This window comes from Specibacter sp. NPDC057265, from assembly GCF_042668835.1.
Classification (GTDB): Bacteria; Actinomycetota; Actinomycetes; order Actinomycetales; family Micrococcaceae; genus Specibacter.
Window position 1 is genome coordinate 33,123 of the sequence record NZ_JBHUYE010000007.1, and the last position, 13,526, is coordinate 46,648.

13 protein-coding genes are annotated in these 13,526 nt (G+C 63.4%); 3 read left to right on the forward strand and 10 right to left on the reverse strand.

What is annotated here, in order from left to right; translation table 11 throughout:
* The first annotated feature begins 16 nt into the window (after positions 1 to 16).
* Together radA and disA are read left to right on the forward strand one after the other, a co-directional pair.
* The gene (gene radA, locus ACFUCV_RS07110) at positions 17 to 1,435 is read left to right on the forward strand and encodes a DNA repair protein RadA (protein ID WP_380813927.1); all 1,419 of its coding nucleotides are present in this window, start codon (positions 17 to 19) and stop codon (positions 1,433 to 1,435) included.
* A gap of 96 nt (positions 1,436 to 1,531) precedes the next feature.
* On the forward strand, positions 1,532 to 2,602 hold the full coding sequence (gene disA, locus ACFUCV_RS07115; protein WP_380813929.1) for a DNA integrity scanning diadenylate cyclase DisA: 1,071 nt from the start codon (positions 1,532 to 1,534) through the stop codon (positions 2,600 to 2,602).
* 31 nt (positions 2,603 to 2,633) lie between these two features.
* Here the strand turns inward: disA and ACFUCV_RS07120 are convergent, their stop codons facing one another.
* On the reverse strand, positions 2,634 to 3,191 hold the full coding sequence (locus ACFUCV_RS07120; protein ID WP_380813931.1) for a hypothetical protein: 558 nt from the start codon (positions 3,189 to 3,191) through the stop codon (positions 2,634 to 2,636).
* A 280-nt stretch (positions 3,192 to 3,471) separates the two neighbouring features.
* On the opposite strand from ACFUCV_RS07120, the gene ACFUCV_RS07125 reads away from it, so the two are divergent.
* Positions 3,472 to 4,446, forward strand: coding sequence for an A/G-specific adenine glycosylase (locus ACFUCV_RS07125; RefSeq protein WP_380813934.1), 975 nt, complete (start codon positions 3,472 to 3,474; stop codon positions 4,444 to 4,446).
* A 27-nt stretch (positions 4,447 to 4,473) separates the two neighbouring features.
* Here ACFUCV_RS07125 and dhaM read toward each other — a convergent pair whose 3' ends face one another.
* The 9 genes from dhaM to ACFUCV_RS07170 all read right to left on the reverse strand — a co-directional run bounded on the left by dhaM (position 4,474) and on the right by ACFUCV_RS07170 (position 13,441).
* Entirely contained in the window at positions 4,474 to 5,160 is a 687-nt protein-coding gene (gene dhaM / locus ACFUCV_RS07130) for a dihydroxyacetone kinase phosphoryl donor subunit DhaM (RefSeq protein WP_380813937.1), read from the reverse strand.
* Positions 5,157 to 5,795: a dihydroxyacetone kinase subunit DhaL gene (gene dhaL, locus ACFUCV_RS07135; protein WP_380813940.1), complete on the reverse strand. Its 639-nt coding sequence runs from the start codon at positions 5,793 to 5,795 to the stop codon at positions 5,157 to 5,159. Before dhaL ends, dhaM begins: the two co-directional genes overlap by 4 nt.
* Complete coding sequence (gene dhaK / locus ACFUCV_RS07140) at positions 5,796 to 6,797, reverse strand: dihydroxyacetone kinase subunit DhaK (RefSeq protein ID WP_380813942.1); 1,002 nt, start codon at positions 6,795 to 6,797, stop codon at positions 5,796 to 5,798.
* A gap of 129 nt (positions 6,798 to 6,926) precedes the next feature.
* Complete coding sequence (locus ACFUCV_RS07145) at positions 6,927 to 7,433, reverse strand: amino-acid N-acetyltransferase (protein ID WP_380814164.1); 507 nt, start codon at positions 7,431 to 7,433, stop codon at positions 6,927 to 6,929.
* Between the two features lie 157 nt (positions 7,434 to 7,590).
* A complete protein-coding gene (locus tag ACFUCV_RS07150) occupies positions 7,591 to 10,080 on the reverse strand; it encodes an ATP-dependent Clp protease ATP-binding subunit (protein ID WP_380813944.1) in 2,490 nt (829 codons plus the stop codon).
* A 234-nt stretch (positions 10,081 to 10,314) separates the two neighbouring features.
* A complete protein-coding gene (locus tag ACFUCV_RS07155; RefSeq protein ID WP_380813946.1) occupies positions 10,315 to 10,650 on the reverse strand; it encodes an Lsr2 family protein in 336 nt (111 codons plus the stop codon).
* A 92-nt stretch (positions 10,651 to 10,742) separates the two neighbouring features.
* Positions 10,743 to 10,895 carry a hypothetical protein gene (locus ACFUCV_RS07160; protein ID WP_380813948.1) on the reverse strand — a complete coding sequence of 51 codons (153 nt, stop codon included), beginning with the start codon at positions 10,893 to 10,895 and terminating at the stop codon, positions 10,743 to 10,745.
* A gap of 13 nt (positions 10,896 to 10,908) precedes the next feature.
* Positions 10,909 to 12,357, reverse strand: a complete 1,449-nt coding sequence (gene lysS / locus ACFUCV_RS07165) for a lysine--tRNA ligase (RefSeq protein ID WP_380814166.1) — start codon at positions 12,355 to 12,357, stop codon at positions 10,909 to 10,911.
* A gap of 103 nt (positions 12,358 to 12,460) precedes the next feature.
* Positions 12,461 to 13,441, reverse strand: a complete 981-nt coding sequence (locus ACFUCV_RS07170; RefSeq protein ID WP_380814168.1) for a LacI family DNA-binding transcriptional regulator — start codon at positions 13,439 to 13,441, stop codon at positions 12,461 to 12,463.
* Positions 13,442 to 13,526 lie beyond the last annotated feature (85 nt).

Below are 13,526 nucleotides of genomic sequence, written 5' to 3' on the forward strand. Positions count from 1 at the left end.
GCACTAGGGTTAAGACATGGCAGCAAAGAGCACAAAGACAAACACCGGGCAGAATTTCCGCTGCACGGAATGCGGGTGGACGGCCGTTAAGTGGGTGGGCCGCTGCGGCGAGTGCCAGGCGTGGGGCACCTTGGAGGAAATTGGCACCGTGGTGGTGCGCACCACGGCCGCCACCTCGGTGGTGCGCCCGGCGCAGCTCATTGGCGAAGTTGATGCCTCCAAGGCCGCCCACAACCTCACCGGCGTTCCGGAATTGGACCGCGTTTTGGGCGGTGGCATGGTGCCGGGCGCCGTTATTTTGCTGGCCGGGGAACCCGGCGTGGGAAAATCAACCTTGTTGCTGGATGTGGCAGCCAAGTTTGCCCGCAATGAACATGGCGCAGCCCCGCAAAAAGTGCTGTATTTAACCGCCGAGGAATCCGCTGCGCAGGTGAAATTGCGGGCCGAACGCATTGGTGCCGTTGCTGACACCCTGTATTTGGGTGCGGAAACCGATCTGGGCACGGCGTTGGGACAGGTGGAGGCGGTGCAGCCCACCCTGCTCATTGTGGACTCCGTGCAGACGTTCAGCAGCGGCATGGTGGACGGTGCCGCCGGCGGCGTTTCCCAGGTGCGGGAGGTGGCAGCATCCCTGATTGCCGCCGCCAAACGCCTGAACATGACCACCCTGCTGGTGGGGCATGTCACCAAGGATGGCTCCATTGCCGGTCCCCGGCTGTTGGAGCACCTGGTGGACGTGGTGTGCCAGTTCGACGGCGAGCGGCATTCGCGCCTGCGTCTGTTGCGTGCTGTGAAAAACAGGTATGGGCAAACCGATGAAGTGGGCTGCTTTGACCTGACCGATGACGGCATTGAGGGCCTGGCGGACCCCAGCGGACTCTTCACCTCACGCACCTCACACCCGGTTTCGGGCACCTGCATCACGGTGACCATGGAGGGGCGCCGTCCGCTTTTGGCGGAGGTGCAGGCACTGTTGACCCCGGCGCTGGGCTCCTCGCCGCGCCGCACGGTTTCCGGGTTGGACTCCACCCGGGTGGGCATGCTGCTGGCCGTGCTGCAGCAGCGGGCCGGATTGCGCCTTGATGCCGACGACAGTTATGTGGCCACGGTGGGCGGCGCCCGCCTGAGCGAACCGGCCATGGATCTGGCGGTGGCGCTGTCCATTGTCTCTGCCAAGTCCGCCCGTCCCGTCCATGGCCGCATGGTGGCGTTCGGTGAAGTGGGCCTGGCCGGTGAGGTCCGTCCAGTCCCGGGCATCAACCAGCGCATCCAGGAAGCGGCACGTTTGGGTTATTCCTACGCTTTGGTGCCTAAAAGCCCCACCGGGGTTGGCGTCATCCCGCCGGATTTCACGGTGCGCGAAATTGAGCACATTGCCGAAGCCACTGAAATCGTCTTGGGCGGCAGCCCTGAACCCACCTTCGGCCAACTGTAACCGCCCGGGGCGGGGCGCGGCACCATGGCATCGTTCCCATTATCATTGGCATAGTGACTTGTGCGGATTCCCGTGCTTGAAAAGAAGGAACTGCCCATGCTCCGCAGCCCCGAAGATGCCCTCAAGGCCACACTTGCCCGTGTTGCGCCGGGAACGCCCTTGCGCGACGGGCTGGAACGCATTCTTCGTGGACGCACGGGGGCATTGATTGTCCTGGGCGCTGATAAGAGCATCTTGAATTTGTGTTCGGGCGGTTTTGAAATTGGGATTGACTTTGCCGCCACCAGCCTGCGTGAATTGGCCAAGATGGATGGCGCCATTGTCTGTGACAAGGACGCCACTAAAATCATGCGGGCGGCGGTCCAGCTGGTGCCCGACCCCAGCATTGAAACCCAGGAATCCGGCACCCGACACCGCACGGCCGAACGTGTTGCCATTCAGACTGGCGTTCCGGTGGTCTCCGTCAGCCAGTCCATGCAGATCATTGCCCTGTATGTGGATGGACTGCGCTACGTGCTCGAAGGCTCGGAAAAGGTTTTGGCCAGGGCCAACCAGGCGCTGGCCACGCTGGAGCGTTACCGCGCCCGCCTGGACCAGGTCACCAGCTCGCTCTCGGCACTGGAAATAGAAGCCATGGTGACCATCCGGGACGTCGCGGTGACTTTGCAGCGCCACGAAATGGTGCGCCGCATTTCCGAGGAAATTGCCGCCTACGTCTTGGAGCTGGGCGTGGATGGACGCCTGTTGTCGCTGCAGTTGGAGGAACTTTCCACCACACGCGGATCCGGAGCGGACATGGTCATCCGCGATTACATCAACCCGGACACCATGGATGTGGACGCCGCCGTGGCGGCGCTGCAGGGAATTGACCAGGCAGATCTCATTGATTTGTCCCTCATCGCCGGCAGGGTGGGCCTGGCCAGCGGCAACGACTCCCTCGATGCCATCATTCAGCCCCGCGGTTACCGCCTGGTGTCGGGACTGAAGGCCGTGCCGGGCGCGGTGGCGGGGAGGCTGGTGGACCACTTTGGCGGGCTGCAGAACCTCATGGCCGCCACCATTGACGACCTCATGATTGTTGACGGCATTGGCGAGCTGCGGGCGCGCAATGTCCGTGAAGGCTTGTCCCGCATCGCCGAGGCCAGCCTGCTGGACCGTTTCCTTTGAGCCGCCGGCCAAATGCTGCCGCCGCGCCGCTTCATTGCAGCGTGAAGGTGACCTTCTCACTGGACCATTTTCCCAAGGTCGCCACCAGGGCATAAGTGGCCCCGCCCCGGCCCGGCGCCGTGGCGACTTTTTCGCAGCCCGGGGCATTGCGGTTCACTTTCCACACTAAATTTGCCGTTTCCGAAGCGCCCGGGGCAAGGTTGCGCACCAGATCCTCAGGATCAAGCTGGCAGTTTTTTGAGTTGAAGATGACGTCATTGCCGCTGGTGATTTCATACTGCATTTGGCTGGTGCCCACATTGATGTCACACGGGCCCTTGCCTGCGTTGGTCACCTTCAAGCTCAGCACGGGCTGCTCGGTGGGGCCATAGCTTGGCTTGTCCACGGCAGCTGTGACCTTGATGCCGGATTCATCACAAACCGCCGACGGCGGCGTGCCCGGTTTCACTGCGGGCTGAACCTCCTCCGCAGCTTCACTGCCCCCGGTGCCCTTGTCAGCGCCGCCAGGCCCCACTCCCAGGAGACCCGCGAAAAAGATGCCGCCGGCCACCAGGGCCGCCAGCACCAGCAAGGCCAGAATGGCTGCCACGAGGCGGCGCCTGCGGTAGACCTTCGCGGAAACCCTGGGGCGCGGAGCAGGCGCGGGACGCCCCTGTCCTGAATTCCCTGTAGTTCCCATAACCTCAGGGTATCGAAGGGGCGGGGCGCCCCGGTCCCACCACGCCGCCGTCCAGGCTGTGAGCTGGGCCCCGGAGGCTTTGCTGCCGGTAAAAATGAGATAGTGGCAGGGCGGCTTTTGCGTGCCACTGGCACAGCAGTTCAAAGTGCCGCGAAACACCGGTAGTCACCGTTGCAGAAGAAGGAGTCCCATGCCCCCCGCAGCCTTGCCCGGCGGTGCCGCACGTTCGGTGCCGGACCAGGTGCCACCACCGCTGCTGCACAGCCGCATCATCAGCTGGTTTCAGCAGGAGGCCCGCGATTTGCCATGGCGCGGGGACTGTTCGCCCTGGGGCGTTTTGGTCAGTGAAATCATGCTCCAGCAAACCCCCGTGGTGCGCGTACAACCGGTATGGGAGCAGTGGCTGGAACGTTGGCCCACCCCGGAGGCCTTCGCCGCAGCCGCGCCCGCGGATGTGCTGCGGGCGTGGGGCCGTCTGGGTTATCCGCGCCGTGCCTTGCGTTTGCATGCCGCCGCGGCACAAATTGTGGCCCATCACGGGGGCCGGGTCCCCACCACGTACGCTGAACTTTTGGAATTGCCCGGCGTGGGGAGCTACACGGCAGCGGCCGTGGCAGCCTTTGCCTACGGGCGCCGCACCACAGTGGTTGACACCAACATCCGTCGCGTTCATGCCCGGCTTGTGGTGGGCCAGGCACTCCCCGCACCTGCCTTGACGGCGGCGGAAATGACCTTGGCTGCGCAGCTGCTCCCGCAGGACACGGAGGAATCAGTGTTGTGGAATGCCGGGACCATGGAACTCGGCGCCGTGGTTTGCACCGCACGCAGTCCACGGTGCAATCAATGTCCGGTGTTTGCGCAATGCGCCTGGATTGCCGCAGGCCAGCCCGAGCCCAGCTACATTCCCAAAGGGCAACCCTGGGCCGGTACCGACAGGCAGGTCCGAGGCGCAGTCATGGCCGTGCTGCGGGCAGCAAGCCTGCCTGTCCACGCGGATCTGTTCTGGGACCCCGCTGCGGCGTCGAATCACGGGGAACTTGCCGCCGAACTGGACAAACTCCATGAGCTCAACACCCATGCTCCGCAGCTGGAACGGGCCCTTGCCGGGCTCGTCACGGATGGTTTAGCGCAGCACACGGACGCCGGATACCAGCTCCCCCGTTGAGGGTTCCCGCCGCCGGCGAAGGTGATGCTAGATCTCCCCAAATCCCCGCTCCACCTCGCTGCGCACAAAATCCACTGCCTGTTGCGCTTCCGGACCCGTGGCGGACAGGGACAGTTCCGTGCCCGCCCCGGCTCCCAGAGTCATGAGCATCATGACCGACTGGCCATCCACCCCGTTGATGTCAATGTCAACGTCCATGGCGCCCAGCACCCCAGCGAGCATGGCTGCCGGACGGGCGTGCAGCCCCAGGGGGTTGATCAAGGCCACGGTGGCAGTTGCCGCGCCGGGTGCGCCGGCGGCCCCGGTGCCAGGCTGCACGGTCCCTGCTTGCGCCCCGCCGGGCTGCAGGGCGCTTTGGGCGGCCCGGCACACGGCAGCAAGTGAGGCCCCCGACTGGGCTGCCACGGCTGCGGCCACGGCACCTTCCACCAGGGGTGCATCGGCCAGACGGACCTGATCCCCGCCGCCCAGGAACTCAAGGGCGGACTCGGCCGTCATCACGGCCGAACCAAGGTCAGTCAAAACCACTGCACCGGCCCCGGTGTCTGCCTGCCCGATTGCAGCCATGACCTTCTCCAACGAAGTCCCCAGGCCGCCGTCGTCCATTCCACCGGCAGCGGCCAGCACCACATCGGGCGCCATTTGTGCCGCCAGTTCCACCACACCGGCAGCCAACTGGGCGCTGTGCGAGACAATCACCAGCCCCACGCTCATGCCAGTGCCGCCTGGGCCGCAGCGCGCAGCATCAGCGCGGAGGAGGCAGCACCGGGGTCGCGATGCCCCACGGCCCGCTCACCCAGGTAGCTGGCCCGACCCTTGCGGGCCACCAGCGGATCAGTGGCAGCAGCACCGGCTTCAGCCGCGGTGGCCGCAGCCGCAAGCACGGCGGCAGGCTCCGCGCCGGATTCCGCGGCGGCCCTGGCGGCGTCCACGGCTGGAGTCCACGCATCAATCATGGTTTTGTCCCCCGGTTCGGCCTTGCCGCGCGCCACCACCCCGTCGCGGGCCGCGGCAAGCGCTGCCACCAACAGTTCCGCGTTGAGCTCGGCGGCATCCCCTACAGCCGTGGCGGCACGTAAAAACGCCGTACCATACAACGGTCCGGCGGCGCCGCCCACTTTGGACATCAGTGTCATCGCCGCCAGCTTGAAGGCCCCGCCCGGTGAATCGGGAGGGGCGGCGTCGAGCTTCCCTAAGATGGCGTTGAAGCCGCGATCCATGTTCTCGCCGTGGTCGCCGTCGCCAATGGCCCGGTCCAGTTCGCTTAAGGCCACGCGTTGTTCGGCGATGACTGCTGCTGATCTCCGCAGCCAGTCGGCGGCCCAGTCCACGTTTAGAGGCTGATTCATTTACATCCCCCATCGCAGTGCCGGCGTGTTGACCGGCGCGTCCCACAGTTCGGTCATTTCAGGATCCAGCCGCAGCACGGAAATGGAACAGCCCTGCATGTCCAGCGCCGTAATGTAATTGCCCACCAGGGACCGCGCCACCACCAAATCCGCCTGCGCCAAAAGCTTTGCTGCCTGGCGGTACACAATGTACAGCTCGCTGGCGGGGGTGCCGCCCATGCCGTTGACAAACAACAGCACCTTGTCCCCGGCCTGCGGCGCCAGGTCGGCCAGCACGGGTTCCAGCAACCGCGCGGCAATGCCATTGGCATCCTCCATGGGCACCTTGTGCCGGCCGGGTTCGCCGTGTATGCCAATGCCAATTTCCATTTCGTCTTCGCCCAGCTCAAAACTGGGCACGCCTGCGTGCGGAACCGTGCAGGCAGACAGGGCCACCCCCATGCTGCGGACATTGTCGTTGACCCGCTTGCCAATGGCCGCCACGGTTTCCAGGTCATCGCCACGTTCGGCCGCCGCCCCGGCTATCTTCTCCACCAGCACAGTGCCTGCCACGCCGCGGCGCCCTGCGGTGTACAGCGAATCCTCCACCGCGACGTCGTCATTGACCAGCACCGTGCGCACTTCCACACCCTCGGCCTGCGCCATTTCGGCGGCAGTTTCAAAATTCAGCACATCACCGGTGTAGTTTTTGACAATGTGGACCACCCCGGCACCTGCATTGGCTGCCAGCGTGGCTGGAATGATGGCCTCGGGTGTGGGCGAGGTGAACATGGGGCCGGGCACCGCGGCGTCGAGCATGCCCACGCCCACATAGCCTGCATGCAGCGGTTCATGTCCGCTGCCGCCTCCTGACACGAGGCCCACCTTGCCCGGGCGTGGAGCATCCGCACGGCTTAGGAACAGCGGGTTGGGATTCAGGCGCACGTGGTCGGCATGGGCCTGGCTGAAACCCTCCATGGCCTCGCTGACAACGTTTTTCGGATCATTAATGAGCTTTTTCATGACGGGACCTCCATGGCAGGCAACGCTGGTGTGGGCGGCCAGGCAGCATGCGGCCACTGCTTGAACACTACCTGCGGGAACCCGCCTGCGGTAGGGAGGGGCGCTAAAGCCCTGTCCCCACAGTTGCAGCTACAGCTGGCAGATCATGCGGGTATTGCCCAAGGTATTGGGTTTGACCCTGGCCAGGTCCAGGAATTCGGCAATGCCCTCGTCGGCGGAGCGGAGGAGTTCGGAGTAGACAGCCGGATCCACGGCGCTTTGGTCAGCCATGACTGTAAAACCCTGCCTCGTGAAGAACTCCACCTCAAAAGTCAGGCAAAATACGCGGGAAACACCAACGCGGCGTGCATTCGCCAGCAGCTGCGCCACCACCGCCCTGCCCACGCCGTGGCCGTGCCATTGCTGTGCTGTTGCCAGGGTGCGGATCTCGGCCAGGTCTTCCCACATGACGTGCAGGGCGCCGCAGCCCACCACCTGCCCGTCAATTTCAGCAATCACAAATTCCTGGATGGCCTCAAAGTACGTCACCGATTCCTTGGAAATGAGGATTCGGCGCTCCGCCAGGGGTGCCACCAGGTCCTTGATGGCATGGACATCCGAGGTGCGGGCAGGCCGGAGAACAATGGTGGTTTCAATAGTCACGTTTTTCAGTCTATGACCCCCACGGCCGTGATGGTTTCACCTGCTGCCGGGCAGGCAGCGGCCGCGGAACCATCCGGACCACCACAGACGCCCATGGCGGCCCCTCCCTATGGGAGGGGCCGCCATGGGCGTGCTGTTGACGGCAAGGATCCTAGGCGGATGCCGTGATGGCGTCCGGGATGGTCTCCTTGGTGGCGCCGACGAAGGTGAACTTGGCCTCGTCCCCCTCGCCCTCCACGTCCACCGTGATGATGTCGCCGGTGTTCAGCTCGCCAAAGAGGATCTTCTCCGAGAGGTGATCTTCAATTTCCCGCTGAATGGTCCGACGCAGCGGGCGGGCACCCATGGCGGGGTCGTAACCGCGGGTGGCCAGCAGGATCTTCGCCGCCGGGGTGAGCTCAATGCCCATTCCCTTGTCCGCCAGGCGCGTTTCCAGCCGGGCCACCATGAGATCAACAATCTCAATGATCTCCGCCTGGGTCAGCTGCGGGAACACCACAACGTCGTCGACGCGGTTGAGGAACTCGGGGCGGAAGTGCTGCTTGAGCTCTTCCGTGACCCGGGCACGCATCCGGTTGTAACCGGTCTGCGTATCGGTTCCGGACTGGAAACCAGTGGCAATTGACTTGGAAATGTCACGGGTGCCCAGGTTGGTGGTCATGATGATGATGGTGTTCTTAAAGTCCACCACCCGTCCCTGGCTGTCGGTGAGGCGGCCGTCCTCCAGGATCTGCAGCAGCGAGTTGAAGAGGTCGGCGTGCGCCTTTTCCACCTCGTCAAAGAGCACCACCGAGAACGGACGGCGCCGGACCTTCTCCGTCAGCTGCCCGCCCTCTTCGTAGCCCACGTAGCCGGGAGGGGCACCAAAGAGACGTGAGACGGTGTGCTTTTCGGAGTACTCGGACATGTCCAGCGTGATGAGGGCATCCTCGTCACCAAAGAGGAACTCCGCCAGCGCCTTGGCCAGCTCGGTCTTGCCGACGCCGGTGGGGCCGGCAAAGATGAACGAACCACCCGGACGCTTGGGATCCTTCAACCCCGAACGGGTGCGGCGGATGGCCTGGGAAATGGACTTGATGGCCTCGTTCTGACCCACCACGCGGCGGTGCAGTTCCTCTTCCATCTTCAGCAGGCGGGTGGACTCGGCCTCGGTCAGCTTGAACACGGGGATGCCCGTGGAGTTGGCCAGAACCTCGGCAATGAGTTCCTCATCGACTTCTGAAATTTCATCCAGACCGCCGGACTTCCACTTGCGTTCCTTGTCGGCACGGGCAGTGATCAGCTTTTGCTCATCATCGCGCAGGGACGCGGCGCCTTCGAAGTCCTGGGCGTCAATGGCGTCTTCCTTGCGCTTTTTAACAGCCGCAATTTCACCGTCCATGGCCTTGAGCTCCGGCGGTGCCGTCATGCGGCGGATGCGCAGCCGTGCACCGGCCTCGTCAATAAGGTCAATGGCCTTGTCCGGCAGGAAACGGTCGGAGACGTACCTGTCTGCCAATGTTGCCGCAGCAGACAGTGCGCTGTCCGTGATGGAGACGCGGTGGTGTGCCTCGTAGCGGTCACGCAGGCCCTTGAGAATTTCAATGGTGTGCGGAACTGAAGGCTCCTGCACTTGAATGGGCTGGAAGCGGCGCTCAAGAGCGGCGTCCTTCTCAATGTGCTTGCGGTACTCATCGAGCGTGGTGGCACCAATGGTCTGCAGCTCGCCGCGGGCCAGCATGGGCTTCAGGATGGAGGCTGCGTCAATGGCGCCCTCGGCGGCACCGGCACCGACAAGGGTGTGAATCTCGTCAATGAACAAGATGATGTCCCCGCGGGTGCGGATTTCCTTGAGCACCTTCTTCAGGCGTTCCTCAAAGTCGCCGCGGTAGCGTGAACCTGCCACCAGCGAACCCAGATCGAGGGTGTAGAGCTGCTTGTCCTTGATGGTCTCAGGGACGTCGCCGCGGACAATCGCCTGCGCCAGGCCTTCGACGACGGCAGTCTTGCCCACCCCGGGCTCACCAATGAGCACGGGGTTGTTCTTGGTGCGGCGGGAGAGGACCTGCATGACGCGTTCCATCTCATGCGCACGCCCAATGACGGGGTCCAGCTTGTTCTCACGCGCAGCCTGGGTCAGGTTGCGGCCAAACTGGTCCAGCACCACCGACCCTGCCGGGGCACCTTCGGGCTGCTGCCCGCCACTGGCGACCGGCTCCTTGCCCTGGTACCCGGACAGCAGCTGGATGACCTGCTGGCGGACCCGGCCCAGATCGGCGCCGAGCTTGACCAGCACCTGCGCGGCCACGCCTTCACCTTCACGGATCAGGCCCAGCAGGATGTGCTCGGTGCCAATGTAGTTGTGGCCCAGCTGCAGCGCCTCGCGAAGCGAGAGTTCCAGAACTTTTTTGGCGCGCGGGGTGAAGGGAATGTGCCCGCTGGGGGCCTGCTGCCCCTGGCCAATAATTTCCTGAACCTGCTCACGCACCCCGTCCAAGGAGATGTTCAAGGACTCAAGTGCCTTGGCGGCAACTCCCTCACCTTCGTGGATGAGGCCAAGCAGAATGTGCTCGGTGCCAATGTAGTTGTGGTTGAGCATGCGGGCCTCTTCTTGGGCCAGCACAACAACACGTCGGGCTCGGTCGGTAAATCGCTCAAACATTTCGCCACACTCCTTTTACTGCGTACTTTGATGCTACGCAGTAGCCGCACACAATGGTGGCTTGTTCGCCACAGGGGAAACAGAACTTTTTTCCGCCCCCACTGCGTGCCGCCTTCCGCCGCCCCGTTCATGGCCGCGGAACGGCCCTTAAACAGCGGCGGCGGGAACACCTGGTGTGGTGTTCCCGCCGCCGGTGCGGGGCACTAAAGCGCCGGGGCAGGCACGCGTGCGGCCCTAGTCGCCCTGGGCTGCGTGGTAGGCGTCCCGAATTTCAGCCTGGATGCGGCCACGCTCGTGGACCGTATAGCCGTTTTCACGTGCCCAGGCACGGATCTGCGCAACATCGCCGCTGCCCTTGCTGGCAGCGGCCGGTCCGCGGCCGCGGACCGCACGCCCGCCGACCCTGCGTGCTGCGTCAATATACTTGCCCAGCGCATCCCGCAGTTCCTGGGCATTCTTGGCGGAAAGGTCAATCTCATAATTGATTCCGTCAAGACCAAAATTCAAATTTTCATCTGCCGGGCTCTGATCAATGTCGTCAACAAGTGTGACGTGAATTTTCTGTGCCATGGGGAGTAATCGCCTCACATAGATTGATGAATACTTGTCATTAATTATGTGGCGAAAACACCGGTACGTCAAAAACCAGCGGTGCTAATAACTTATTGTGTGGGCTCGCCGGGAGTCTCGGCATCATGCTCCGCCTGCGCCAAGGCTTCCCGCTCTGATTTATCGGCATTGAATATTGCCTTCATGGCGAAGTAGAAAAGCGCTCCCACACCTATTGAAGGCAGGATGACTGCAATATATTCCATAACCTTATGGCTCCTACTCTGGCTTCATCAAGGGGAAAAGAATGGCTTCACGAATGCCTACGCCGGTAAAGAGCATGACCAAACGGTCAATTCCCAACCCCAACCCACCCATGGGCGGGGCGCCGTATTCCAGCGCACGAAGGAAGTCCTCGTCAAGCTGCATGGCTTCAGGATCGCCTGCCGCGGCAGCCAGGGACTGCCGCGTCAACCGCTCGCGCTGAATGACCGGATCAATCAACTCGGAAAAGGCGGTTCCGGTTTCACGTCCGTCAATTATCAGATCCCACGCCTCAATAAGGTCGGGATTGTCCCGGTGGGGACGGGCCAGCGGCTGGGCCGACGGCGGATAATCACAAACAAAGGTGGGCTGAATAATTGTGGGTTCAACGATTTCGCCAAATAGTTCGGTGACGAGTTTCTCAGCATCCCATGCCGAATCAACCTTTATCCCGTGTTTGGCGGCAATTTCGCGTAATTCAACGGCGGTGGTTGCCGGCGTAATTTCCACCCCGACAGCGTCCGACAGCCCCTGGTAAACGGGAAGCCAGGGCCATTCACCATCAAGATTGACGTGGCCGCGTTCAGTTTCAATAACCCTGGAACCAACGGCGTCCGCGGCGGCGAGAATTATGCGCTGCATGGTTTTTGCCATGGTGAATTGATCGCCATATGCTTCATAAGCTTCCAGCATGGTGAATTCCGGGCTGTGGGTGGAGTCCACACCCTCGTTGCGGAAAATGCGGCCGAGTTCAAAAACCTTGTCCATGCCGCCCACCACCGCGCGCTTGAGGTACAACTCAATGGCAATGCGCAAGGTCATGGGCTGATCGAAGGCATTGAGGTGGGTATGGAAGGGCCGCGCCGAGGCGCCGCCGTGAATGAGCTGCAAAATGGGGGTTTCCAGCTCAATGTACTCCTCGCCGTGGAGGGCGTCCCGGATGGCCTTGATAATGGCCGAGCGGGTGCGGACCTGCCGGCGCGCGTCATCGCGGACAATGAGGTCGACGTAGCGCTGGCGCACACGCATTTCTTCGGAAAGTTCCGCGTGCAGCACGGGCAGCGGCCGCAGGGCTTTGGACGCCATGGCCCACTCTGAGGTCATGATGGAGAGCTCGCCGGTGCGGGAACTGATCACCTCTCCCTTGATGAAGACGTGGTCGCCAAGATCCACCACTGATTTCCACTGGCCCAGGGCTTCCTCGCCAATGTTCGCCAGGGACAGCATGATTTGCAGCCGTGCGCCCGCTCCGGACTGGAGGGTGGCAAAACACAGCTTGCCCTTGTTGCGGACGTAGACCACGCGTCCGGTGATGCCCACCAGCTGCCCCGTCGCCGTATCCGCCTCGAGGTCGGGGTACTGGGTGCGGATTTGTTCAATGGTGTGCGTCCGTGCCACGCCTACGGGATAGGCCTGTTCACCCCGCTCCAGCAACTTGGCGCGCTTGTCCATACGGACAAGCATCTGCTCGGAAACGTCGCTGGGCTCAAGGCTGGGGGTTTTGTCTGCACTCACGGTTCACTAGTTTAGTGGTTGAATCTGGGTGAACCCTCCGTGGGCACTTTCCCTAGCGGCGTGCCACCGTGGACCCGCGAACCACCAGCACCGCATCCAAGCTCAGCTCCTTGGCGGCCGGGGCCTGCCCCTCCATGAGCCGGCGGAGTTCCTGGCCGGCAATTTTGCCCATTTCCGAGGCGGGCAGCTGCACCGTGGTCAGGCCCGGATTGGACGTTTGGGAATAGGGCAGGTCATCAAAACCCGTCACGGCAAGGTCTTGGGGCACTGCAAGCCCTGCCACGCGCGCCTCCTGCAACACCCCATAGGCGTGGGTGTCGGTGGCACAGACGACGGCGCTCACCCCCTGCCGCCCCCACTGGTCCCAGGCGCGGGTGAAGGCCCGCGCGGCCATGCCGACGTCGATGGTGGCCGCGGCCTCCCCGGCCACCACCATGCCCAGGCGCCGGGCCTGGTCCCTGAAGGCGTCGCGGCGGACCCGGAACGTTTCGGTGCCGGTGGTGCTGTCCAGGTAGGCGATGACTTTGTGGCCCAATCCAGCCAAATGCGTGGCCAAGGCGCGCGCACCTCCAGCGACATCAAAATTCACTGACGGGGCGTTGCTGGCAATGCCCGCCGCATCCAACAGGACCACCGGGTCGGGGCCTTCAAGCGCCGCCAGGAAGCTGGCGCTGGGGGCGTCAATGAGCAACCCCGCGGGCCTGAGCCCCAACAGCCGCTGCACATCCGCGGCTTGGGGCGTTTCCCCGGCCTCGGTGACCGACAACAGCAGGTGAAAGTCCGGGCCAATGCCTTCGCGCACGCCGGCAATGACTTTGGCATAAAAAGGATTGGAGACATCCGGGGCCACCAGAATCACCATATTGCTGCGGCCCTTGGCCAGGGAACTGCCCAGGACGTTGACCACATAGCCAAGCTCCGCCACGGCCGCCTGCACCCTGGCAGTGATTTCCGGGGAGACCCGGCCTGCGGTCTTGCCGCTGTTCACCAATGAGACAGTGGCGGTGGAGACGCCCGCCCGGGCAGCCACCATGGCCGCCGTCACGCGCCCCCGGGCCGCAGGGGGGGATTGCGGGGATTCAGGCATGGGCGGGGAAGGCATGGATTGATAGTATCCG

Coding starts and splice junctions, on each gene's coding strand:
- radA (WP_380813927.1), top strand. CDS start 17: ATGGCAGCAAAGAGCACAAAGACAAACACCGGGCAGAATTTCCGCTGC.
- disA (WP_380813929.1), top strand. CDS start 1,532: ATGCTCCGCAGCCCCGAAGATGCCCTCAAGGCCACACTTGCCCGTGTT.
- ACFUCV_RS07125 (WP_380813934.1), top strand. CDS start 3,472: ATGCCCCCCGCAGCCTTGCCCGGCGGTGCCGCACGTTCGGTGCCGGAC.
- dhaM (WP_380813937.1), bottom strand. CDS start 5,160: ATGAGCGTGGGGCTGGTGATTGTCTCGCACAGCGCCCAGTTGGCTGCC.
- dhaL (WP_380813940.1), bottom strand. CDS start 5,795: ATGAATCAGCCTCTAAACGTGGACTGGGCCGCCGACTGGCTGCGGAGA.
- dhaK (WP_380813942.1), bottom strand. CDS start 6,797: ATGAAAAAGCTCATTAATGATCCGAAAAACGTTGTCAGCGAGGCCATG.
- ACFUCV_RS07150 (WP_380813944.1), bottom strand. CDS start 10,080: ATGTTTGAGCGATTTACCGACCGAGCCCGACGTGTTGTTGTGCTGGCC.
- ACFUCV_RS07155 (WP_380813946.1), bottom strand. CDS start 10,650: ATGGCACAGAAAATTCACGTCACACTTGTTGACGACATTGATCAGAGC.
- ACFUCV_RS07160 (WP_380813948.1), bottom strand. CDS start 10,895: ATGGAATATATTGCAGTCATCCTGCCTTCAATAGGTGTGGGAGCGCTT.
- lysS (WP_380814166.1), bottom strand. CDS start 12,357: ATGCTTGTCCGTATGGACAAGCGCGCCAAGTTGCTGGAGCGGGGTGAA.
- ACFUCV_RS07170 (WP_380814168.1), bottom strand. CDS start 13,441: ATGGTGGCTGCCCGGGCGGGCGTCTCCACCGCCACTGTCTCATTGGTG.